Below are 20481 nucleotides of genomic sequence, written 5' to 3' on the forward strand. Positions count from 1 at the left end.
GTAAGGGATCAGCGATTCATCGGCGCGACGAAGCGGCTTTGGGCCACGCTGCGAATGGCAGGGTCGTCGCGCTCGCTTATTTCGAAGCTCAGTGTTTGCGAGCTGCTGGTCGGGCGCTCGGCCAGCATCGCCACCGATACCGGCAGTTCGCTCATTTCGCCGGCCGGGATCACCAAGGTAGTGGTGCCCTGCAGGGTGAAACCGTCAGCGTCCAGCAGGCGCAGTGCATAGTGCCGGGTGCGCTCGGTCTTGTTGATGACCTTGAGCAGGTAGATGTTCTCGATCTGGCCCTGGGCGTTTTCACGGAACAGGCCGCGGTCCTTGATGACGTCCAGCGAAACCATCGGGCGCATCTGCAAGGCCACCACCAGTGCTGCGATCATCACCCCGAGCGCCGCGACATAGCCCAGCAGGCGCGGGCGCAACCAGTGGGTGGTGCCGCCCTGCAAATTGTGCTCGGACTTGTAACCGATCAACCCGCGGGCGTAGCCCATCTTGTCCATCACCCCGTCGCAGGCGTCGATGCAGGCTGCGCAACCGATGCAGGCCATTTGCAAGCCATCGCGGATATCGATGCCGGTGGGGCACACTTGCACGCACAGCGTGCAGTCGATGCAGTCTCCCAGGCCTTGAGCGCCCACATCACTGCCTTTCTTGCGCGGGCCACGGGCTTCACCACGGCGCGGGTCATAAGCGACCGCGAGGGTGTCCTTGTCGAACATCACAGCCTGGAAGCGTGCATACGGGCACATGTGCAGGCAAACCGCTTCGCGCAACAGGCCTGCGTTGATGTAAGTGGCAGCGGTGAAGAACAGCACCCAGAAAAGCGCCACGCCGCCCAGTTGCAAGGTAAACAGTTCTACGGCCAGTGGCCGGATTGGCGTGAAGTAGCCAACGAAGGTGAGCGCGGTGACTACACCGATGGCCAGCCACAGGCTGTGTTTCAGCGTACGGCGCGCCAGTTTGTTCAGGCTCCAGGGCGCGGCGGCGAGCTTGATGCGCTGGTTGCGGTCGCCCTCGGTGACCTTTTCGCACCACATGAACAGCCAGGTCCAGGTGCTTTGCGGGCAGCTGTAGCCGCACCAGACGCGGCCGGCGTACACGGTGATGGCGAACAGGCCGAAGGCGCAGATGATCAACAGCGCCGACAGCAGGATGAAATCCTGCGGCCAGAAGGTGGCACCAAAGATGTGGAATTTACTCTCGGCCAGATCCCACAAAACGGCTTGCCGGCCGTTCCAGGTCAGCCAGGCAGTGCCAAAGAACAGCACGAACAGGGCGCCGGCAAAGCCTATGCGCAGGTTGCGGTAAACGCCGGTAAAGCTGCGGGTGTGGATGCCGCTGTCGATGCGTCGCGGTGCGTGGGTGGCTGGGGCGGCGGCGATCTCTGTAAAAGGGATTCTATTATTCATGGTTCGGTGCTCATCAGGCCTCGATCAGGCATGAGCACTATGGCCTTGAGGCTGTTATCAGCACAGGCTCAGATTTTGCGATAAAAACCGTATCAGATTATCCGCTTGGCCCTGCCAGCCCTTAGATTACCGAGCCCGGCACGCTGGCCTTCAGATGCCTGCGGCTATCCACCGCACCTGCCACGGTCAGTGCATCGGCCTCGGCTTCGGTGATGGGCACGCGCTGGCCTGCGAGCAGGGCCACCGACATGCGCAGCTGTTCGTCGGTGATGATTTCGATATCCGGGCCATCGCCCTCGATGCGCAGGTCTTCGCCGATCAGGGTGCAGCGCCGGGTGGCTTCATCGATTTCAACGGGCATGGTGGTGTCCTCCTGGTGGGTGATAAAAGGTGGACCTCGGTGAGGGGCGGGTTGCTGCATTGGCAGGCTGAGCGGCACTTTGCGCTGTGTGTGGAGGTCAGTTCTTGTAGGTGGCGGGGCTGGCCTCTTCGCGGGCATGCCCGCTCCCACAGGTACTGCACAGTTTTTGAAACCTGCGATGACCTGGTGGGAGCGGGCGAGCCCGCGAAGAGGCCGGGCCTGTTAACACGACGCTCAGCATGGGAACAAGGCAATGGACCTCATCTGGCAAACGATCCAGGCCGAATTTGCCGATATCACAGACGAGCGCGAGGTGATAAAGGTGGTTGTGCGCCTGCTGATGGCAGCCGTACTCGGCGCGGTGCTGGGCTTCGAACGTGAACACAAAGGCAAGTCTGCCGGCGTACGCACGCACATGCTGGTCTCGCTGGGCGCCGCCCTGTTCGTGCTGGCACCCAGCATGGCCGGCGCTGACGAGCAGGCGTTGAGCAGGGTGATCCAGGGTATCGTCGCCGGTATCGGTTTTCTCGGGGCGGGCACCATCCTCAAGGGCAACGGCCACGACACCAGCCATGTGAAAGGCCTGACTACCGCCGCCGGGCTGTGGATGACCGCTGCCATTGGTACGGCAGCCGGTATGGGTCGCGAAGCCACGGCGCTGATCAGCACGGTATTGGCCCTGCTGGTGCTGGGCACGATGCCGTTGCTGGTGGAGAAGGTAGAGGGGCAAGACGAGGAAAAGCAGAAGGAGGAAGAGGGCGGGAAGCACTAAGGGGAGCCGAAGCTCCCCCCAAAGCGTTGCTGCTTGCTCTTTTTTTATTATTGAGACCGGCTTTTTGTTGTTTTTGTAAGCCTGCCTTGGTGTTGCGTGCGACCCCCATGCGGGGTCAAGAGCAAACGTATTTTTTTGAGCGCTGACCTGCTTTCATCAATGATCCGAACCTGGCTGTAGCTACCTTGAGGTAGTTTTATTGTTCTGTGCCAGACCGCGGGGCGTACCCCTGAAAAGCGTGTCGACTCCAAAAAGATCTGCTTGCTACGCCTCTGCCGTGTTGTTCTTGTTATGTCAGAGCCGTTACCTGTTGTTTTTATTGGGCGTCACATTTTTTTTGTTCTTGTACCAAAGATATAGCAGGGTGCGTGCCAACTTTTTCAAATCCTTTAAAATCAAGCACTTGGCGATTTTAATCGAAATCTCCTTGCCTGAAATTCTGTCGATTTGTTTCCCTGTTACCCGATTTTTTGCTGTGAAACGTGGGGGCGGTAACACTTCACCCACACGTATGTGACACCCGTATGACTTATTGCGCGCTGCGCGCCCGTGCTACCCGCGACCCATTGCTGCGGCCAAGCACGCTGCTGATGCGTTGGCCCGCAGCGATCAACCGGTCCAGGTCGATACCGGTAGCAATGCCCAGCCCCTGCAGCAGGTACAGCACGTCTTCCGTGGCGATGTTGCCGGTAGCGCCTTTGGCGTAAGGGCAGCCCCCCAGCCCGGCCACCGAGCTGTCGAACACGTTGATACCTTCGAGCAGGCTGGCATAGACGTTGGCCAATGCCTGGCCATAGGTATCATGAAAATGCCCGGCCAGTTGTTCGCGCGGTACCTGGGCCGACACCACCTCGAACAGGCGCCGGGTATCGCCGGCGGTACCTGTGCCAATGGTGTCGCCCAGCGAGACCTCGTAGCAGCCCATTTCGTGCAGGGCGCGGGCCACAGGTGCCACCTGTTCGGCGCTGACTTTACCTTCATAAGGGCAACCGAGTACGCACGACACATAGCCGCGCACGCGCACGCCTTGGCTGCGCGCAGCGTCCATGATCGGCTCAAAGCGCTTGAGGCTGTCGCTGATCGAGCAGTTGATGTTGCGCTGCGAGAACGCTTCGGAGGCGGCGGCAAACACCGCCACTTCCTTAACGCCGGCAGCCAGGGCGTCCTCGAAGCCGCGCAGGTTTGGCGCCAGTGCCGCATAGGTAACGCCGGGGCGCTGCTGGATACCGGCGAACACCTCAGCGGAACCGGCCATCTGCGGCACCCACTTGGGCGAGACGAAACTGCCTACCTCGATATAGGCCAGGCCCGCGTCGGTGAGGTCGTCCACCAGGCGTACCTTGTCGGCGACGCTGATGGGCTGGGCTTCGTTCTGCAAACCGTCGCGGGGGCCGACTTCGACCAGACGGACTTCTTTGGGCAAGTGCATGGCGGGTTTCCTGTGGCGTTCAGCGGTTGTCTTTGTGGTTCAGGGTGGCGGCCAGGGCTTGTTCACAGCGCTCCTGGGCGGTGTCCAGTTCCAGTTGCATCTGGTGGATGTCGAGCATCTGCTGTTCCAGCTGGGCGCGCCGTTCGGCAATTTTCGCCAGCATGCTGTTGAGCTGTTTCATGTTGCCGCTGGTGGGGTCGTACAGCTCGATCAGCTCGCGGCACTCGGCCAGCGAAAAGCCGATGCGCTTGCCGCGCAGGATGAGCTTCAGGCTGACCTTGTCGCGCGCCGTATAGATACGCTCCAGGCCTCGGCGCTCCGGGCTCAGCAGGCCCTGCTCCTCATAGAAGCGGATGGCGCGGGTGGTGATGTCCAGCTCGCGGGACAGGTCGGAGATGCTGTAGGTCTGGGTGCTCATGCTGGGGGCTCGGCGTGGGGTATGCGGGTATCCTGATGGTAGGTTGACGTATACGTCAAGCAGCAGGCAGTCGCAAGTCAGTCAGGCTGCACCGCCCGCCGGTACCCATTGGGTGTTTGCCCACTCAAGCGCTTGAACCAACGGGCAAAGTAAGTGGGGTCGGTAAACCCCAAGCTGTCCGATAACTGCCCAATGCTCATCCGCGTATAAACCAGACTACGGCGCGCTTCCAGTAGCAACCGCTGGTGCACCACCTGCAGCGCCGTCTGCCCACTGAGCGCCCGGCACAGCTGGTTCAACTGCAGGCTCGGAACATTCAACCGCGCGGCAAAATCCTCCACTGAAAGATGTTCGCGGTAATGCGCCTCGACCAGGCGCAGGTATTGCCCCAGCAACTGGCGGTCACGCTCATCCCGAGTGCGTGGCGGCTGCCCCAATTGCTGGCGGCGGCTGATCCACACCATCAACGCGGTCACCAGTGCCTCAAGCAAGGCCGCCCGCGCGGGGGCGTTGCCCTGGTACTCCTGCTGCAATATGCCGATCAGGCTGCGCAGGTGCACGCGGTCCTGGTCCAGCGGGTAGCACGCTGCTTTCGTCAGCACCGTCAGCGGTGCGCCGAGGCGTTGTTCCAGGTTTGCCACCAGTGCGGTGCCAAAGGTCAGCACATAGCCCTGGATATCGGCGCTGAAGCGAAAGCCATGGACGGTCATCGGCGGCACCACCTGGATCGCCGCCTCACCAATGGCACTGCGCACGCCTTCGATCTCCACCTGAGCCTGGCCGCGCTGTACGTAAAGCAGCTGGAACAGTTCGGCATGCTGATGCGGCTTGATTTCCCAGTGGTGCAGGCGGCTACGCGCAGGGATCGACTCGCAGTGCAGCAGGTCGGTGCCGGGCCAGGCCTGATTTTCGCCATACAGCTTGAACAACGGGACGCCGGGGAGGGTGGATTTCATGCAGGTTGGCCTGTCCGTTAATCGAACGTTTTTTGTAAAAGTGCAGATTTCTCATGGAATAGCACACTTATTTGGCGGTTTATACCAGTAAAGATGCAATGGCAAACCCTAACAGCAGATGCCGCCCCACTGCCAGTCCAGGGCGGCATCGTCCGAACAGAGACAACAACAATGAAAACTCAGGTTGCAATTATTGGTGCAGGTCCGTCTGGCCTGCTGCTGGGCCAGCTACTGCACAAGGCCGGCATCGATAACGTCATCGTCGAACGCCAGACGCCCGAGTACGTACTGGGTCGCATCCGCGCCGGTGTGCTGGAGCAAGGCACTGTCGACATGCTGCGCGAAGCCGGTGTGGCCGAGCGCATGGACCGTGAAGGCCTGGTGCACGAAGGTGTCGAGCTGCTGGTTGGCGGGCGCCGTCAACGCCTGGACCTCAAGGCCCTGACCGGTGGCAAGACGGTGATGGTGTACGGTCAGACCGAAGTCACCCGTGACCTGATGCAGGCCCGTGAAACCAGCGGTGCGCCGATCATCTATTCCGCCAGCAATGTCCAGCCGCATGAACTCAAGGGCGAAAAACCCTACCTGACCTTCGAAAAAGACGGCCAGGTGCACAGGGTGGATTGCGACTACATCGCCGGCTGTGATGGTTTCCACGGTGTCTCGCGGCAGAGCATCCCTGAAGGCGTGCTCAAGCAGTACGAGCGGGTCTACCCGTTTGGCTGGCTGGGTATGCTCTCGGACACACCACCGGTCAATCACGAGTTGATCTATGCCCATCACGAGCGTGGCTTTGCGTTGTGTAGTCAACGCTCGCAAACACGCAGCCGCTACTACCTGCAGGTGCCCTTGCAGGACCGGGTCGAGGAATGGTCCGATGAGCGCTTCTGGGACGAACTCAAAGCCCGTTTGCCCGCTGACGTAGCGGCGGATTTGGTGACCGGCCCAGCCTTGGAAAAAAGCATTGCGCCACTGCGCAGCCTGGTGGTTGAACCCATGCAGTACGGCCACCTGTTCCTGGTCGGCGACGCCGCGCATATTGTCCCGCCTACCGGTGCCAAGGGCTTGAACCTGGCGGCCTCGGACGTCAACTACCTGTTCCGGATTCTGGTCAAGGTGTACCGCGAAGGGCGCACCGACCTGCTGCAGCAATACTCGCCACTGGCCCTGCGCCGGGTGTGGAAGGGCGAGCGCTTCAGCTGGTTCATGACCCAGCTGCTGCATGACTTTGGCAGCCACAAAGATGCCTGGGACCAGAAGATGCAGGAGGCTGACCGCGAGTATTTCCTGAACTCCCCGGCGGGCTTGCTGAACATTGCCGAGAACTATGTGGGGCTGCCGTACGAAGAAGTAGTCTGATTTCTGGGGGCGCTTTGCAGCCCCGGCATTCCAGAGTCAGGCTCGATTAGTGAGCCAGTAACACTTCCAGCTCCCGATACCCTCGCTGGCGCGCATGCTCCAGCGCGGTAACCCCGTCCTTGTCGGCAATCTGCCGATCCGCCCCCGCCGCCAGCAGCCGGCGCACGATTTCCACATGCCGTGGCCCGCCATCCCCCAGGATCACTGCCTCCATAAGTGCCGTCCAGTGCAGCCGGTTCAGGTGGTTCACGTCCACCCCGGCATCTATCAGCATCTGCACCGTCTCGACATGGCCACGCTCGGCCGCGGGGATCAACGCCGTTCCCCCGTATCGGTTGGTACTCTTCAGGTCGGCACCGTGGCTCAAGGTCAGCCGCAGGATGTCGTTCAGGCCGCGGGCGCCGGCGTACAGATAGGGGCTGTCATCAATATTGTCTTTCGCGTTCACGTCGGCACCGGCCTTGATCAGCGCTTGGGCCGCCGCAACCTGGTTGCCGTGGGTGGCCACCAGCAGGGCAGTGCGGCCTTGCTCATCACGGCTGTCCAGTGGGGCACCTTGTGTCAGCAACTGTTGCAGGGTGCGCACGTCGTCTTGGCGGGCGGCGTTGTGCAGGCGGTTGTCCATGGTGGTGTTCTCGGCGTGGGCGGCAAAGCTGGTGAGCAGGGTGAACAGCATGGCTGCAAAGGGTGTACGCATCGGTTGGGCTCCTGAATGACCTGCCTGCATCCTGAAAAGATCACATCAGGTCTTGAAGTCAAGTCTACGCATGACCGACAGTGGTCTGTTGGACAGACAAGGCAGGAAACAAAACGATGAAGTTGCCGATACCGCTGATGAGCGCGCTGTGCCTGGCGGTCGCAAGTGGGTGGGCCTGTGCCGATCAGGTGTTGCCTGCGCCACCCGAACTGGCCTCCGGCTACCGCACTGGCCTGCAACCGGTGCACGCCAGCCGGCATATGGCCGCCGCAGCCAACCCGCTGGCCACCAAAGCCGGGCGGGAAATGCTGCGTGCTGGAGGCAGCGCCATCGACGCGGCGATCGCCATGCAAATGGTGCTGACCCTGGTCGAGCCGCAATCCAGTGGCATTGGCGGTGGGGCTTTCATCCTCTACTGGGACGGCAAGCGCGTGCAGGCTTTCGACGGCCGCGAGGCGGCCCCGTCGGGGGTAACGGAAAAGCTGTTCTTGCAAGCCGATGGTTCACCGATGCCGTTCAGGTCGGCACAGATCGGCGGGCGTTCAGTGGGTGTGCCTGGGGTTCTGCGCGCGCTGAAGCTAGCCCACGGGCAGCATGGCAAGCTGCCTTGGCGGCAACTCTTTGCCCCCGCCATTGCGCTGGCACGAAACGGTTTCCCGGTTTCCGAACGCCTTCACACCCTCGTGGCCGGCGACCCGTATATTGCCCGCTCACCGGCCATGGCACGCTATTTCCTGGATGAAAAGGGTAAGCCGCTGCCGGTGGGCACGACGTTGCGCAACCCCGAACTTGCGCAAACGTTCGAGCAGATTGCCGCGCACGGTCCCCAGGCTTTCTACACCGGTGAAATCGCCGCGGCCATCGTGGCCAAGGTGCGCAGCCATGCCAATGCCGGTTTCCTGTCGTTGCAGGACCTTGAGCAGTACAGCGCCAAGGAGCGCGAGCCGGTGTGCGGCCCCTACAAGGCCTGGCGCATCTGCGGCATGCCGCCGCCCTCGTCGGGCGGGGTGACGGTATTACAGACGCTGGGCATGCTTGAGGCCGTACAGCGCGCCACCCCACAACGCGACCTGGCGGCGTTGCGGCCGTTGCCGAATGCGTCCCCGGCAGGCCTGGAGGCATCGCCTCTGGCCGTGCACCTGATCGCCGAAGCCGAGCGCCTGGCCTATGCCGACCGCGCGCAGTACCTGGCTGACAGCGATTACGTACCGGTGCCGGTCAAAGCCCTGATCGACGCCGGCTACCTGGCCAGCCGGGCAGCACAGATCGGCGAGCACAGCATGAAGCGCGCTCGCCCAGGCCAACCGCAAGGCGCTGATTTGGCCCTGGCGCCCGACCGCTCGGCACTGCGCATTTCCACCTCGCACCTCAGCGCGGTGGATGACAGCGGCCAGGCACTGGCCATGACCACTTCGGTGGAGGCCGCGTTCGGTGCGCACCTGATGGTCAAGGGTTTTTTGCTCAACAACCATCTGACCGACTTCTCGTTCATCCCCCAGGAGCACGGCAAGCCCGTGGCCAACCGGGTGCAGCCGGGCAAGCGGCCGCTGTCGGCAATGGCGCCGACACTGGTGTTCTCCCGTGCCTCTGGCGAGCTTGTCGCCAGCCTTGGTTCACCGGGCGGTTCGCAGATCATAGGCTACGTGAACAAGGCGCTGATCGGCTTGCTGGATTGGCAGCTCGACCCGCAGCAGGCTGCCGGCCTGCCCAATTTCGGCAGCCGCAATGCCGGCACTGAAGTGGAAGCCGGGCTGGCCAGTCCGGCGCTGATCCGGCAACTGGCGACTTGGGGTCATGAAGTGACACCGATGACCATGACAAGCGGCATGCAGATCATCCAGCGCAACGGCGAGGGTTGGTCAGGCGGCGCCGACCCTCGGCGTGAAGGTGTGGCCCTCGGCGACTAGCCGTGATAGAACGCAGTCTTGTCATTCAGCAGTTGAATACCAAGATGTCTATCAGCGTGAAATCGAATAGAGCCTTGTTCGACCTCGACCTGCTACGCGCCATCGTGGTGGTGGCCGATTGCGGCAGCTTCACCACGGCGGCGGCGCGCCTGCACTCGACCCAGTCGACCATCAGCCAAAAGGTCCGCCGCCTGGAGGACATGGTCGGCCACCGCTTGCTGGTGCGGGGTAACCGCGATGTGCTGCCGACCGACGCCGGGCAGACCTTGCTCGGTTATGCCCGGCATATGCTGGCATTGAATGACCAGATGCTTGAAGCCCTTGCCGGGGCGATGGTGGGCACCACCGTACGCCTTGGCGTGCCTGAAGATTTCGTTGGCGGGCGTACCACCAATGCACTGTCGGCGTTCAGCCGGCTGCACCCGCAAGTGAAACTGGAAGTGACCAGCGGCTTGTGCCGCGACCTCAGCCAGGCCTACGACAACGGTGAGCTCGACCTGGTGCTGCTCAAGCAGCGGCGCAACACCCGAGAGGGCGTGGCCTGCTGGCCCGAGCGCCTGCAATGGATCGACAGTGCGCGCACACCCGCCTTCGAGCTGGACCCGATCCCGCTGGTGACCTTCCCGCCGCGCGGCCTGTACCGCGAAGACATGATCAACGCCATCGAAAGCATGGGCCGGCGCTGGCGCATCAGTTTCACCAGCTCCAGCCTCAGTGGTATCCAGGCGGCAGTTGCCGATGGCATGGGCGTGAGCCTGCTGCCGCCAAGGGCATCCACGGGGGAGCACCGGGTATTGGGGGCAGGGCAGGGGTTACCGGAGGTCGACAGTTATGAAATCGTTATCGTCCACCGGCCGACGGCAGATGTGATGGTGAAGGCTTTGGCCGAAGTGATGACACAACTGCTGGCAGGCGGCGGGATCTGAGGATCTGGGCTGAATGTGGAATTGAACGCCCTGCTGTTAAATGGGTGTCCAACATCCGGAGCCCAGCTCAGATCACTGTGGGAGCGGGCGTGCCCGCGAACACGGGCGAAGCCCGTGCCAGGCACCGTGTTGGTGCCTTCGCGGGCGCGCCCGCTCCCACAGAAGATCGAGTCGGCCGAAGGTTGATGGGTCAGGGTCAGGCCGCAGCCGCCCGCGGCGACAGGTGAATACCGGCAATCATGCAGCGCACCGAGCCGCCAGCCATCTCGATGGTCGGTACGTCCAGCGGCACCAGCCGCGCCGAGCGCTCGATGCGCTGACGCTGCTCACCGGTCAGGCTGTCAAAGGCCTTGCGTGACAGCGCCAGAATGCGCCCGTCACGCCCGGACAGTTCGATGGCATTGCCGGCAAACTGGCTGATCTGCTGGTTGCTCAGGTCAATCACGTCACGGCCCGATTCAATCAGCCGCATGCGCACTTCTTCGGCCCTCGCCTTGTTGGTGAACGTGCCAAAACCCACCAGGGCAAACTCGGTCGCCACGCACATCAGCACGTTGGTGTGGTAGATCGGCGTGCCTTGCTCGTCGGCGGTGTCGAACACCATCGGCTCGAAGTTGAAATGCGTGCTGAAGCGCTCCAGGGCGATCGGGTCGGCGCGGTTGGAGCGCGCGGTGTAAGCCACCCGCGACAGGTGGTCGAACACCATGGCGCCGGTCCCTTCAAGGAACAGCTCGTCCTGCTCCAGCCCCGAATAATCGATCACGTCTTGCACGCGGTAATCGTGCTTGAGCATCTCGATCACATCCGCGCGCCGCTCACGGCGGCGGTTGCGCGAGTACATCGAGTAGATCGCGATGTGCCCGCCCGGGTGGGTGGAGAACCAGTTGTTGGGGAAGACCGAGTCCGGGGTGTTGTGTTCACCGAAGTCGTCGAACAGGTGCACGCGCACACCTTCGGCCTCCAGCTTGCCGGCGGCCTGAGTGACTTCATCGCGTGCTACATCGGCCAGGGCCTGCGCCGCGATGTCGGGGCTGCTGCGCTGGAACGAGTTGTCGGCTGCTGTTTCCGGGTTGGGCGTGAACGCATGTGGCCTGACCATGACCACTGCTGCAGGTGCTTGAATCGAACGCGTTGGGAATGCCATTTGAAAATACCGGATAGGGAGCAGGGTTAGGCAACGCGTCGGATGCGGCTTTTTGCAGCGCGGCCGCGGGTATGGCTGAACAGGTCTTTCGGGTCGTCTTCCACCCATGGCACCAGGTCGATCTTCGTGCCCATGCCGCGCTTTTCGGCTTGCTGTAGTACGTAACGCAGTACGGTGTAGTCCTCCAGAGCGAAGCCCACCGAGTCGAATACGGTCACCTGGCTGTCAGACTGGCGGCCTTCGGTTTCGCCGCGCAGCACGCGCCACAGGTCAACCACCGGGAAGTCCGCTGGCAATTGCTGAATGTCACCTTCGATACGGGTTTGCGGCTCGTACTCGACGAACACCCGGGCGTTGCGCAGCACATCGGCGTGCAGCTCGGTCTTGCCCGGGCAGTCACCGCCAACGGCATTCAGGTGCATGCCGGGTTCGAGCATCTCGGGGGTGATGATGGTGGCGTAGGCCTTGTCGGCCGTCACCGTGGTGATGATGTCCACGCCTTTCACGGCTTCGGCCACCGAGCCGGCCCGGCGAATGGTGAGGCCGGTGTACTCCTTGAGGTTGGCAATCAGCTTGGCGGTGGCCAGCGGGTCGGTGTCGTAGGCGACGATTTCTTCGATGCCCAGGTGCTTGTGGAAGGCCAGCGCCTGGAATTCGCTTTGCGCGCCGTTGCCGATCAGCGCCATCTTGCGCGAGTTAGGTCGGGCCAGTGCCTGGGCTGCCATCAGCGATGTGGCTGCGGTGCGCAGGGCGGTGGCGATGGTCAGCTCGGACAGCAGTACCGGGTAACCGGTTTCGACATCGGCCAACACGCCGAAGGCCATCACCGTATGCAGGTCGCGAGCGGTGTTGGCCGGGTGGCCGTTGACGTATTTGAAGGCGTAGCGGCTGTTGTCGGCAACGGGCATCAGTTCGATCACACCCACTTCCGAATGGCTGGCAACACGCGCGGACTTGTCAAACTCCTGCCAGCGTTTGAAGTCGTCACGAAGGGCCGCGGCCAGTTCGCCAATAAACGGCGCTACGCCAATGTCATGCACCAAGTCCGACATGGTTGGGACATCAATGAAATACGTCATGCTCTTTCACCTTGTTATTGTGCGCTGACCCCAGATATTGCAGGGTGAACGCTTAAGATTATCGAAGTGTCGCCGGCTGGAACATTTTGATGAAAGGTTGCGTCAACAGGAAGAATGCAGGTTGCCAGTTTTGCCAACTTTCTAGACAATCTGCCACCCCAAAGTAGCAATCTGATTATTTGGCAGGCCTATGGACACGATCGATCGGGAACTGATTGCGCTGTTGCGGGACAATGCACGTACCCCCGTGCTGACCCTGGCGAAAAAACTCAAGGTGGCCAGGGCGACGGTGCAAAACCGCATTACCCGGCTTGAAGAGCAGGGCGTGATTATCGGCTACACGGTGCGCTTGCGCTCCGACGCGCTGGACCAGGGGGTGCGGGCGATTACCAGCATCGGCATCAGCGGCCACCACGCCGCAGAGGTCAAGCACGCGCTGCGCGGGCATCCCAATGTGGTGGCTATCCACACCACCAATGGCCGCTGGGACCTGATGGCAGAGCTGCGCGCCGACACCCTTGAAGCGTTCGACCGGGCGCTGAACACCATTCGCTCCATCCCGCACATCGAGAATACCGAGACCAGCATCCTGCTCTCGACCTACAAGATGTGACCGCTGGGTCAGGCCTTTTGACAGGTGCATTGCACAAACTGTCACCCAGGCTTTTCACAGTGCAAAAAATCCCTTGGGCTGTGGGCATTCTGTAGCGTTCCGCTTGGCCCAAGCCGCGGGCAGGATGAAACAGTTTTTGCACAGCCGTATAAGGCGCATCACCCAGGGTGCGTTTCAAACAATAAAAAATGCCCGCTGCGAAGTTGCAATGGGCATGAGTGTCCGTCTTCGTTATTACCTGCTTTTTTATCATTTTCAATCACATGGAACCTGCACCTTGGTACCCATCAATTGGTGCGACGCGGGGCGCTGAAGATTTACAAAAAAAGAATAAGAGGTCGACTGTGCATCAACCGAGTAATGCACTATCTGGGGCCGCAAAGCGACCCCAGTTACCTGTTCAGATGGCGGGCTGGTTGCCCCGCAGGGACTGAGCAGGTACATCAATACCCGTCAGGGCTGGCGCTCAGCCACAGCCCGCAATGTCCGCAACGTCACCACGGGCGCATCCACCACGAACCGGTTGGCCAGCCAGCCGGGCACATCGCCAGCCGGGTCGGCCTGCAACTCGTAGGTCACCTCCGTCTCGCGCTCGCCAAGTGGTTTCATCCGCCACTCACCGCTCAGATGCTGCACCCGGATCAGGCCATCAACCTTGGGAATCCTGTCGGGCTCGGCGCTCAGGTGCCGCAGCAGCGTGCCGTCCTCCAGCCGTTCGCTGCTCACCTTCAGCACGATATCCCGCGGCATCGTCGGCCATGGCAGATTGGTGGTCAGGTACACCCAGGTGTTCTCGCCATCCACGTCCAGTAAACGCATCTGGTCGCAGGCGTACAGCCACTTGCAGGCGACGCGCAGGTTCTCTTGCAGGTCGGTGAGGGTACGCACGCTGGCTTTCATGGTGCTGATACCACGAAATTGCTGGTAGGAAGTGCCACTGGTGTCGCTCAGGTAGACACGGATGCCTTCGCGATCATAGGCCAGCTTCCAGTCATCGGCGGCCAGGGCAGGGGTGCACAGCAGCAGGGCGGCGAGCAGCAGGCAGCGGTTCATGGCCGGTACCGCGCGGGGGATGGATGTTTGAGTATGCGCGGCAAACAGAAAGCCCGCCAGGTAGGCGGGCTTGCGGGCATCACTCTGGGCTTAGCGCTTAGGGTTCAGCGTCAGGTGCACATGGCGGTTGACGTCTTTGTACAGCAGGTAGCTGAAGTTGCCTGGGCCGCCGGCGTAGCAGGCTTGCGGGCAGAAGGCGCGCAGCCACATGAAGTCGCCGGCTTCCACTTCGACCCAGTCCTGGTTCAGGCGATATACCGCTTTGCCTTCCAGCACATACAGGCCGTGTTCCATCACGTGGGTTTCAGCGAACGGGATCACGCCGCCCGGCTGGAAGGTGACAATGTTCACGTGCATGTCATGGCGCATGTCGGCCATGTCGACAAAGCGGGTGGTTTTCCAGCGGCCTTCGGTGCCCGGCATCTCGATGACGGTGGCGTTGTCGCGGTGGGTGACGAACGATTCCGGTACGTCCAGGCCTTCGACCTTCTGGTAGTGCTTGCGCAGCCAGTGGAAGGTGACGTTGGACTTGCTGTTGTTGCGCAGGCTCCACTCGGCGCCCGGGGCCAGGAAGGCATAGCCGCCCGGTACGAGGGTGTGGTGCTTGCCTTCAACGGTGATGTCCAGTTCGCCTTCGACGATGAACACCACGGCTTCGGCGTTAGGGTCCAGCTCAGGGCGCTCGCTGCCGCCTTCCGGGGCCAGTTCGACGATGTACTGCGAGAAGGTTTCGGCAAAACCGGTCAGCGGGCGGGCGATGACCCACATGCGCATCTTGTCCCAGAACGGCAGGTGGCTGGTGACGATGTCACGCATCACACCCTTTGGGATGACGGCATAGGCTTCGGTGAACATGGCACGGTCAGTCAGCAGCTCGGTTTGAGCCGGGTGCCCACCGTGGGGGGCGAAGTACGAATGGTTCGACATGGACAATCTCGACTTGTTGTTCTCTCCCCATGCCGTGAACCGCACCGGCCGGTGCGGCGCAGGGGATGTGGCAACAGAATAGGGTCGAGCGCTAGCCATCCACAAATTAAATGTTGGAATACCCGGTATTTGATCGCTGAATGTCGACCTGGCGCCCGGCGTGCTGTTCTGGCAGTTGATCGCCCTGGCCGAACAGTTTGTGGCGCAGGGTGCCTTCGGTGTAGCTCGACGGGTAGCGGCCACGGCGTTGCAACTCGGGCACCAGCAACTCCACCACGTTGGTCAGGTCGTCCGGCTGCACGGCGTAGGTCAGGTTGAACCCGTCGATGCCGGTCTGGTCCAGCCAGCTTTCCAGCTGGTCGGCGACTTCGCTGGCGGCGCCTACCAATACCGGGCCGCGCCCGCCCAAACCAACGAATTCGGCGGCCTCGCGTACGCTCCAGCGGCGGTTCGGGTCGGCTGCGGTAAAGGCGGCCAGGGCGGCGCGGCCGGCGTCATTTTCGACGTATTCGATCGGCGCATCGGGGTCGAGGCCGGCAAAGTCGATGCCGGTCCAGCCCGACAGCAGCGCCAGGGCAGCGTCCAGGTCGACGTAGCGACGGTATTCGGTGAACCGCGCCTCGGCCTCTGCCCGGGTAGGGGCGACGATCAACAGCGCCTGGGCATAGATCAGCACTTCATCGCGACCTCGCCCGGCGGCTTCGCTGGCCTGGCGAATGCCGTCTGCGTAGCGGCGCAACACGGTGGGGGTCGGGCCGCTGATGAATACGCATTCGGCGTGCCGCGCGGCGAACTGCTGGCCGCGTGCCGAAGCGCCGGCCTGGAACAGCACCGGCGTGCGTTGCGGTGACGGCTGGCACAGGTGCATGCCGGGCACCTGGAAGTGCTCGCCTGCATGGTTGATGGGGTGCACCCGGGATGGCTCGATGTAGCGCCCGCTGTCGAGCTCCAGCAGCACCGCGTCGTCGTCCCAGCTCTTCTCCCACAGCTTGTATAGCACCTGCAGGTATTCCTCGGCCAGGTCGTAGCGCTGGTCGTGGCCCAGTTGGCGCGCAAGGCCGAGGTTGCGTGCGGCGCTGTCGAGGTAGCCGGTGACGATGTTCCAGCCGACGCGGCCATTGCTCAGGTGGTCAAGCGTGGACATGCGCCGGGCGAACGGGTAGGGGTGCTCGTAGGTAAGCGAGAAAGTCACGCCAAACCCCAGGTGCTCGGTGACCCCGGCCATGGCCGGCACCAGCAGCAGCGGGTCGTTGACCGGCACCTGCACGCCACCGCGCAGGGCGGCTTCAGGGCCGCCCTGGTAGACGTCGTAGATACCCAGCACATCGGCAATGAACAGGGCGTCGAACAGGCCGCGCTCCAGCAGGCGGGCCAGGTCGGTCCAGTAGCTCAGGCGGTTGAAGGCGACGCTGGTATTGCGGGGGTGGCGCCACAGGCCGGGGGACTGGTGGCTGGCGGCGTTCATGCTGAAAGCGTTGAAGCGGATCGGGCGGGACATGTCAGGTGTGCTCCGCTCAAGGCAATACGGAAGCCGGGTAGACCGCGTCGGCCACCTGCAGCTTGTGTGGGATAAGGCCCAGGCCCTGGAAGGTGTCAGCCAGTTTCTGTTGCTCGGCGACGATCTGCGGGGTGATGGCCACGGCGTTGTAGTTGCGCCGCTCGCTGGCCACTTCCAGCACGTTGGCGTTGATGCCTAGCTGCGGGGCCAACAGTGCGGCGACCTCTGCAGGCTTGGCGTTGGCCCACTGGCTGACCTTGCCCAGTTCGGTAAAGAAGGTCTTTAGCAGCGCACGGTGCTGGTCGGCATAGCTGGCGGTGGACAGGTAGAAGGTGCGGTTGTTGGAAAGCCCGCTGCCGTCACGCAGGTTCTTCAGGCCTGGCTGGCTTTCAGCCGCAGCGAGGAACGGGTCCCACAGGGTAACGGCCTGGACGCTGCCTGACTGCAAGGCGGCCACGGCATCGGCGGCATTGTTGACGTAGGCGGGGGTGATGTCCTGATAACTCAGGCCGGCCTGTTCGAGTGCGACGGCCAGCAGGTACTGGGCGTTCCAGCCACGGCCGGTGGCTACGCGTTTGCCTTTCAGGTCCTGCACGCCAGCCAGGTGGTCCTGCTCGCGTACCACCAGGCCGATGCCACGTGGGTAGGGTTGCTCGGCCGCCAGGTATACCACCGGTTTGCCGGCCGCCTGGGCGAACACCGACGGTGCATCGGCCGCGTGGCCAAGGTCGATGGCGCCGGTGCTCAGGGCTTCGAGTAACTGCGGGCCAGCGGCAAATTCGTGCCAGCTGACCTTCACGCCTTGCGGGGCCAAGGCCTTTTCCAGAGCGCCGCTGCCCTTGAGAATGTTGATGCTGTTGAACTTCTGGTAACCGATGCGCAGGGTCTTGGCGTCGTCGGCCAGTGCTTCGGACCAAGGCAGTAGGGCGCTGGCAACACTGGCCAGCAGGCCGCCGATCAGCAGGCGGCGCAGGGGTGAGAAGGCTCGAATTGCCATGGTGTGGCTCCTTTGAATCAGGTGGGAAGCGATGCGCCCAGACTAAGGAGGTGGCGTGTGGCTTTCAATTTTTATATTCCGTTTTGTTAGATTGTTTTGTTATTTTTATATCCTTTTGTTTTGTAACGATTTGCATTGTTTCGACATTTTTTTCACATTCGCTTGCTAGCATCCCCGGCATTCCCGAGGAGCCCTACATGCCGCACTTCCTGCGCAAGCGCAGCACCCGCATCGCCCTGACCGCCACTACCGGCTTGCTGACCGCCACCTTGGGTTTCTTCGCCTGGCAGAGTTTCTACCCGGTCCAGGCGGCCGCTGGCTGGGACGTGGAAGTGCTGCACCGCGATGTCGCCAAGGCTGCATCACTGTTGCCGCAAGCGGATGGCAGCCTGCTGGTCAGCCGCGAGCTGGATGATGGCCGTGGCAGCATCCTCAAGATCACCGCGACAGGCGACCGCGTAGTAGTGGTCGACAACCTGTCCAAGCCCGATGGCATGGTCGCGGCTCAGGGCGGTTGGGTGTTCAGCCAGGAAGGCGGCCAAGCGCCTGTAAGCCTGGCCCGCGATGGCCAGGTGACCCACCTGTTCGACGGTGAAAGCGTGCAGGGCCTGTGGAATGACGGCGACCACCTGTATGCCATCGAGGACCGCAAGGGCAATGGCCGCTTGATGCGTTATGACTGGGCCAGCGGCCAGCTTGATGTGCTGCGTTCCGGCCTGACCGAAACCGAAGGCCTCACCCGTTGCAACGACGGGCGCTTGCTGTACACCGAAAAAGCCAATGGCAAGGTCCGTGCCTTGTCTGACGATGGCAAGGACCCGGTGGTGGTCGAGGGCCTGCGCAACCCGACGTTCCTGTTCTGCGACCAGCGTGGCCTGTGGATCAGCGAGGACAACACCCATCGTGCGCGCCTGTTGCGCATCGATGCCGATGGCAGCCAGCACACCGTGCTGACTTTCCTCAAAGCGCCTCAGTCGATTGTTGCGGATGGCAAGGGCGGCTACCTGCTGGCCGAAGGCGGGCGCAACCGCGTGCTGCACCTGACCCCGCCAGTTGAACGTAGCACCGCTGCGCGCGACTGACCCTGCTTTGCCCGTCAGCGGCAGTGCATCATGGCTACCCGACCAACAGCGTGCTTCCCTGCACGCCCGTGCTCACGGATAATCCCTCACATTCCAATAAACAGCCTGTGAGTGGGTATGAGTGATTCCGTAGTCGGCCTTGGCCAGCCTGAAACCGTAGGTGGGCGCAAGACGCGCAAGAACAACCCCGAGAAAACGCGCGAAGACATCCTTCAGGCCGCCATCACCGAGTTCGTCCAGCAAGGCCTGGCCGGCGCCCGCGTCGACGCCATCGCCGAGCGCACCGCTACCTCCAAGCGCATGATCTACTACTACTTCGGCAGCAAGGAGCAGTTGTACTGCGAGTGCCTGGTGAAGTTGTATGGCGATATCCGCAAAACCGAGCAGAGTCTGGACCTGGAGTCGCTGCCGGCCGAGCAGGCGATTCGCCGGCTGGTGGAATTCACCTTCGACCACCACGACCGCAACGTTGATTTCGTGCGGATCATCTGCACCGAAAACATCCACTATGGCGAGTACGTCAAGCAGTCACCAGCGATTCGCGAAATGAGCAGCCTGGTGCTTGAGGCCTTGGGCAATACCCTGCGCCGCGGTGTGGAGGAGGGTGTGTTCCGCGCCGGTATCGAGGTTATCGACCTGCACATGTTGATGAGTGCGTTCTGCTTCTACCGGGTTTCCAACCGCCATACCTTTGGCGAAATCTTTCAGATCGACCTGTCTGATGACCAGGTCAAGCAGCGCCACAAAGCCATGATTTGTGACGCCGTGTTGCGCTATATCTGCGCCTGAACCCCGCCTACTCGCCCAGCCGTTGTTCGCGCGACGGCGGGTAACCGAAGTACGCTGCATAGCACTTGCTGAAGTGCGACACCGACACAAACCCGCAGGCCACCGCCACTTCCATCACCGACAGGTCGGAGTACTGCAGCAGCCGGCGGCTTTTGGTGATGCGCAGCTCCATGTAGTAGCGCCGTGGCGAGGTGCCCAACTGAGCCTGGAACAGCCGGTCGATCTGCCGGCGCGAGCGCCCGCTGTAGGCGGCCAGCTGGTCGAGGCTGAGGGTTTCCTCCAGGTTGTTCTCCATCAGCTCGACGATGGTGCGCAGGTGCAGGCTCATGGACTTCTTCGCCCCTGGGCCAACCTGGCGGTAGCGGGCGCCAGAGAAGGACAGGATTTCCTCCACGCCTTCGGCCAGCCCGTCACCATACAGCCGGCGCACCAGGCCCAGCATCAGCTCCATGGCCCCGTTGGGGCTGGCGGCGCTGAGGCGATCGCGATCCAGTGTGAAACTGGCGGGCGTGATGCGTGTTTGCGGGCTGCGCTCGGACAGGCTGGCACGTTGCTCGGGGTGGATACTGCAGCCGTAGTCGTCCAGCACTCCGGCGCGGCCAAGGAACCAGGCGCCATTCCACAGGCCGCCCAGGGCCATGCCGTGGGCGGCGCAGTCGTCCAGCAGGCGGTCGAGTTCAGGGTACTTGAGCGGGGTGCGCAAGCCACCGCAGACCACCAGCAGGTCCAGCGCTTTCAGCTCGCCAGCAGACAGCTCGGTGGCCACCAGCTCCAACCCCAGGTCGCTGGTTACCCGGTCGCCGTTCATTGACAACGGGGTGAACTGGAAACTGTCGGCGCGCAGCAGGTTGGCGGTGACCAGCACGTCCATGGCCACGGTGAAGCTGGCCATCGAGAAGTGTTCGAGCAGGACGAAATCAACCCGATAGGGGGCCTGGGCATTGGCGCTGGTGGATTTCAGCCGCAGCATGTTGCTGGTACTGGTCTTCTTGCTGAACTGACGTGGCGTGGGCACTCTGGACTCCGCTTCCTGGCTGGCCTGCAGAGTGTGGCGGGTGGCCG

The 20481-nt window shown here is 62.4% G+C and carries 20 protein-coding genes; 7 read left to right on the forward strand and 13 right to left on the reverse strand.

Annotated elements, in window-relative coordinates:
• Positions 1 to 8 precede the first annotated feature (8 nt).
• Positions 9 to 1412: a cytochrome c oxidase accessory protein CcoG gene (ccoG, locus tag P0Y58_14885; protein WEK28195.1), complete on the reverse strand. Its 1404-nt coding sequence runs from the start codon at positions 1410 to 1412 to the stop codon at positions 9 to 11.
• A 121-nt stretch (positions 1413 to 1533) separates the two neighbouring features.
• The gene (locus P0Y58_14890) at positions 1534 to 1773 is read right to left on the reverse strand and encodes a DUF3203 family protein (GenBank protein WEK28196.1); all 240 of its coding nucleotides are present in this window, start codon (positions 1771 to 1773) and stop codon (positions 1534 to 1536) included.
• 253 nt (positions 1774 to 2026) lie between these two features.
• On the opposite strand from P0Y58_14890, the gene P0Y58_14895 reads away from it, so the two are divergent.
• On the forward strand, positions 2027 to 2545 hold the full coding sequence (locus P0Y58_14895; GenBank protein ID WEK28197.1) for an MgtC/SapB family protein: 519 nt from the start codon (positions 2027 to 2029) through the stop codon (positions 2543 to 2545).
• Positions 2546 to 3074: 529 nt separating this feature from the next.
• Here P0Y58_14895 and P0Y58_14900 read toward each other — a convergent pair.
• From P0Y58_14900 to P0Y58_14910, 3 genes are all read right to left on the reverse strand, one after another.
• Positions 3075 to 3974, reverse strand: a complete 900-nt coding sequence (locus tag P0Y58_14900) for a hydroxymethylglutaryl-CoA lyase (protein ID WEK28198.1) — start codon at positions 3972 to 3974, stop codon at positions 3075 to 3077.
• A gap of 19 nt (positions 3975 to 3993) precedes the next feature.
• Complete coding sequence (locus tag P0Y58_14905) at positions 3994 to 4392, reverse strand: MerR family DNA-binding transcriptional regulator (GenBank protein ID WEK28199.1); 399 nt, start codon at positions 4390 to 4392, stop codon at positions 3994 to 3996.
• Positions 4393 to 4469: 77 nt separating this feature from the next.
• Positions 4470 to 5348, reverse strand: coding sequence for a helix-turn-helix domain-containing protein (locus P0Y58_14910; GenBank protein ID WEK28200.1), 879 nt, complete (start codon positions 5346 to 5348; stop codon positions 4470 to 4472).
• 171 nt (positions 5349 to 5519) lie between these two features.
• On the opposite strand from P0Y58_14910, the gene pobA reads away from it, so the two are divergent.
• Positions 5520 to 6707: a 4-hydroxybenzoate 3-monooxygenase gene (pobA, locus tag P0Y58_14915; protein WEK28201.1), complete on the forward strand. Its 1188-nt coding sequence runs from the start codon at positions 5520 to 5522 to the stop codon at positions 6705 to 6707.
• Positions 6708 to 6753: 46 nt separating this feature from the next.
• Here the strand turns inward: pobA and P0Y58_14920 are convergent, their stop codons facing one another.
• Complete coding sequence (locus P0Y58_14920) at positions 6754 to 7404, reverse strand: ankyrin repeat domain-containing protein (GenBank protein WEK28202.1); 651 nt, start codon at positions 7402 to 7404, stop codon at positions 6754 to 6756.
• Positions 7405 to 7520: 116 nt separating this feature from the next.
• Between P0Y58_14920 and ggt the strand changes: the two genes are divergently transcribed.
• Positions 7521 to 9311: a gamma-glutamyltransferase gene (gene ggt / locus P0Y58_14925; GenBank protein WEK28203.1), complete on the forward strand. Its 1791-nt coding sequence runs from the start codon at positions 7521 to 7523 to the stop codon at positions 9309 to 9311.
• A gap of 44 nt (positions 9312 to 9355) precedes the next feature.
• Complete coding sequence (locus P0Y58_14930; GenBank protein ID WEK28204.1) at positions 9356 to 10237, forward strand: LysR substrate-binding domain-containing protein; 882 nt, start codon at positions 9356 to 9358, stop codon at positions 10235 to 10237.
• 196 nt (positions 10238 to 10433) lie between these two features.
• Here the strand turns inward: P0Y58_14930 and P0Y58_14935 are convergent, their stop codons facing one another.
• Together P0Y58_14935 and P0Y58_14940 are read right to left on the reverse strand one after the other, a co-directional pair.
• Positions 10434 to 11336, reverse strand: a complete 903-nt coding sequence (locus P0Y58_14935; GenBank protein ID WEK28205.1) for an arginine deiminase-related protein — start codon at positions 11334 to 11336, stop codon at positions 10434 to 10436.
• Positions 11337 to 11407: 71 nt separating this feature from the next.
• The gene (locus P0Y58_14940; protein ID WEK28206.1) at positions 11408 to 12460 is read right to left on the reverse strand and encodes an ornithine cyclodeaminase; all 1053 of its coding nucleotides are present in this window, start codon (positions 12458 to 12460) and stop codon (positions 11408 to 11410) included.
• 190 nt (positions 12461 to 12650) lie between these two features.
• Here P0Y58_14940 and P0Y58_14945 point away from each other — a divergent pair, with 190 nt between their 5' ends.
• The gene (locus P0Y58_14945) at positions 12651 to 13073 is read left to right on the forward strand and encodes an Lrp/AsnC family transcriptional regulator (GenBank protein ID WEK28207.1); all 423 of its coding nucleotides are present in this window, start codon (positions 12651 to 12653) and stop codon (positions 13071 to 13073) included.
• A gap of 453 nt (positions 13074 to 13526) precedes the next feature.
• Here P0Y58_14945 and P0Y58_14950 read toward each other — a convergent pair whose 3' ends face one another.
• The 4 genes from P0Y58_14950 to P0Y58_14965 all read right to left on the reverse strand — a co-directional run bounded on the left by P0Y58_14950 (position 13527) and on the right by P0Y58_14965 (position 17548).
• On the reverse strand, positions 13527 to 14126 hold the full coding sequence (locus tag P0Y58_14950; GenBank protein WEK28208.1) for an START domain-containing protein: 600 nt from the start codon (positions 14124 to 14126) through the stop codon (positions 13527 to 13529).
• A 90-nt stretch (positions 14127 to 14216) separates the two neighbouring features.
• Positions 14217 to 15053: a bifunctional allantoicase/(S)-ureidoglycine aminohydrolase gene (locus tag P0Y58_14955; protein ID WEK28209.1), complete on the reverse strand. Its 837-nt coding sequence runs from the start codon at positions 15051 to 15053 to the stop codon at positions 14217 to 14219.
• Between the two features lie 106 nt (positions 15054 to 15159).
• On the reverse strand, positions 15160 to 16551 hold the full coding sequence (locus tag P0Y58_14960; protein WEK28210.1) for an LLM class flavin-dependent oxidoreductase: 1392 nt from the start codon (positions 16549 to 16551) through the stop codon (positions 15160 to 15162).
• Positions 16552 to 16567: 16 nt separating this feature from the next.
• Entirely contained in the window at positions 16568 to 17548 is a 981-nt protein-coding gene (locus P0Y58_14965) for an aliphatic sulfonate ABC transporter substrate-binding protein (protein ID WEK28211.1), read from the reverse strand.
• A gap of 197 nt (positions 17549 to 17745) precedes the next feature.
• Here P0Y58_14965 and P0Y58_14970 point away from each other — a divergent pair, with 197 nt between their 5' ends.
• Positions 17746 to 18630 (forward strand): hypothetical protein, encoded by an 885-nt coding sequence (locus P0Y58_14970; protein ID WEK28212.1) that lies wholly within the window; start codon positions 17746 to 17748, stop codon positions 18628 to 18630.
• A 117-nt stretch (positions 18631 to 18747) separates the two neighbouring features.
• Positions 18748 to 19419 carry a TetR/AcrR family transcriptional regulator gene (locus P0Y58_14975; protein WEK28213.1) on the forward strand — a complete coding sequence of 224 codons (672 nt, stop codon included), beginning with the start codon at positions 18748 to 18750 and terminating at the stop codon, positions 19417 to 19419.
• A gap of 7 nt (positions 19420 to 19426) precedes the next feature.
• On the opposite strand, the gene P0Y58_14980 is transcribed toward P0Y58_14975, so the two are convergent.
• Positions 19427 to 20434, reverse strand: coding sequence for a GlxA family transcriptional regulator (locus P0Y58_14980; protein WEK28214.1), 1008 nt, complete (start codon positions 20432 to 20434; stop codon positions 19427 to 19429).
• Positions 20435 to 20481 lie beyond the last annotated feature (47 nt).

It is taken from the genome of Candidatus Pseudomonas phytovorans (genome assembly GCA_029202525.1).
In the GTDB taxonomy this organism is placed as follows: Bacteria; Pseudomonadota; Gammaproteobacteria; order Pseudomonadales; family Pseudomonadaceae; genus Aquipseudomonas; species Aquipseudomonas phytovorans.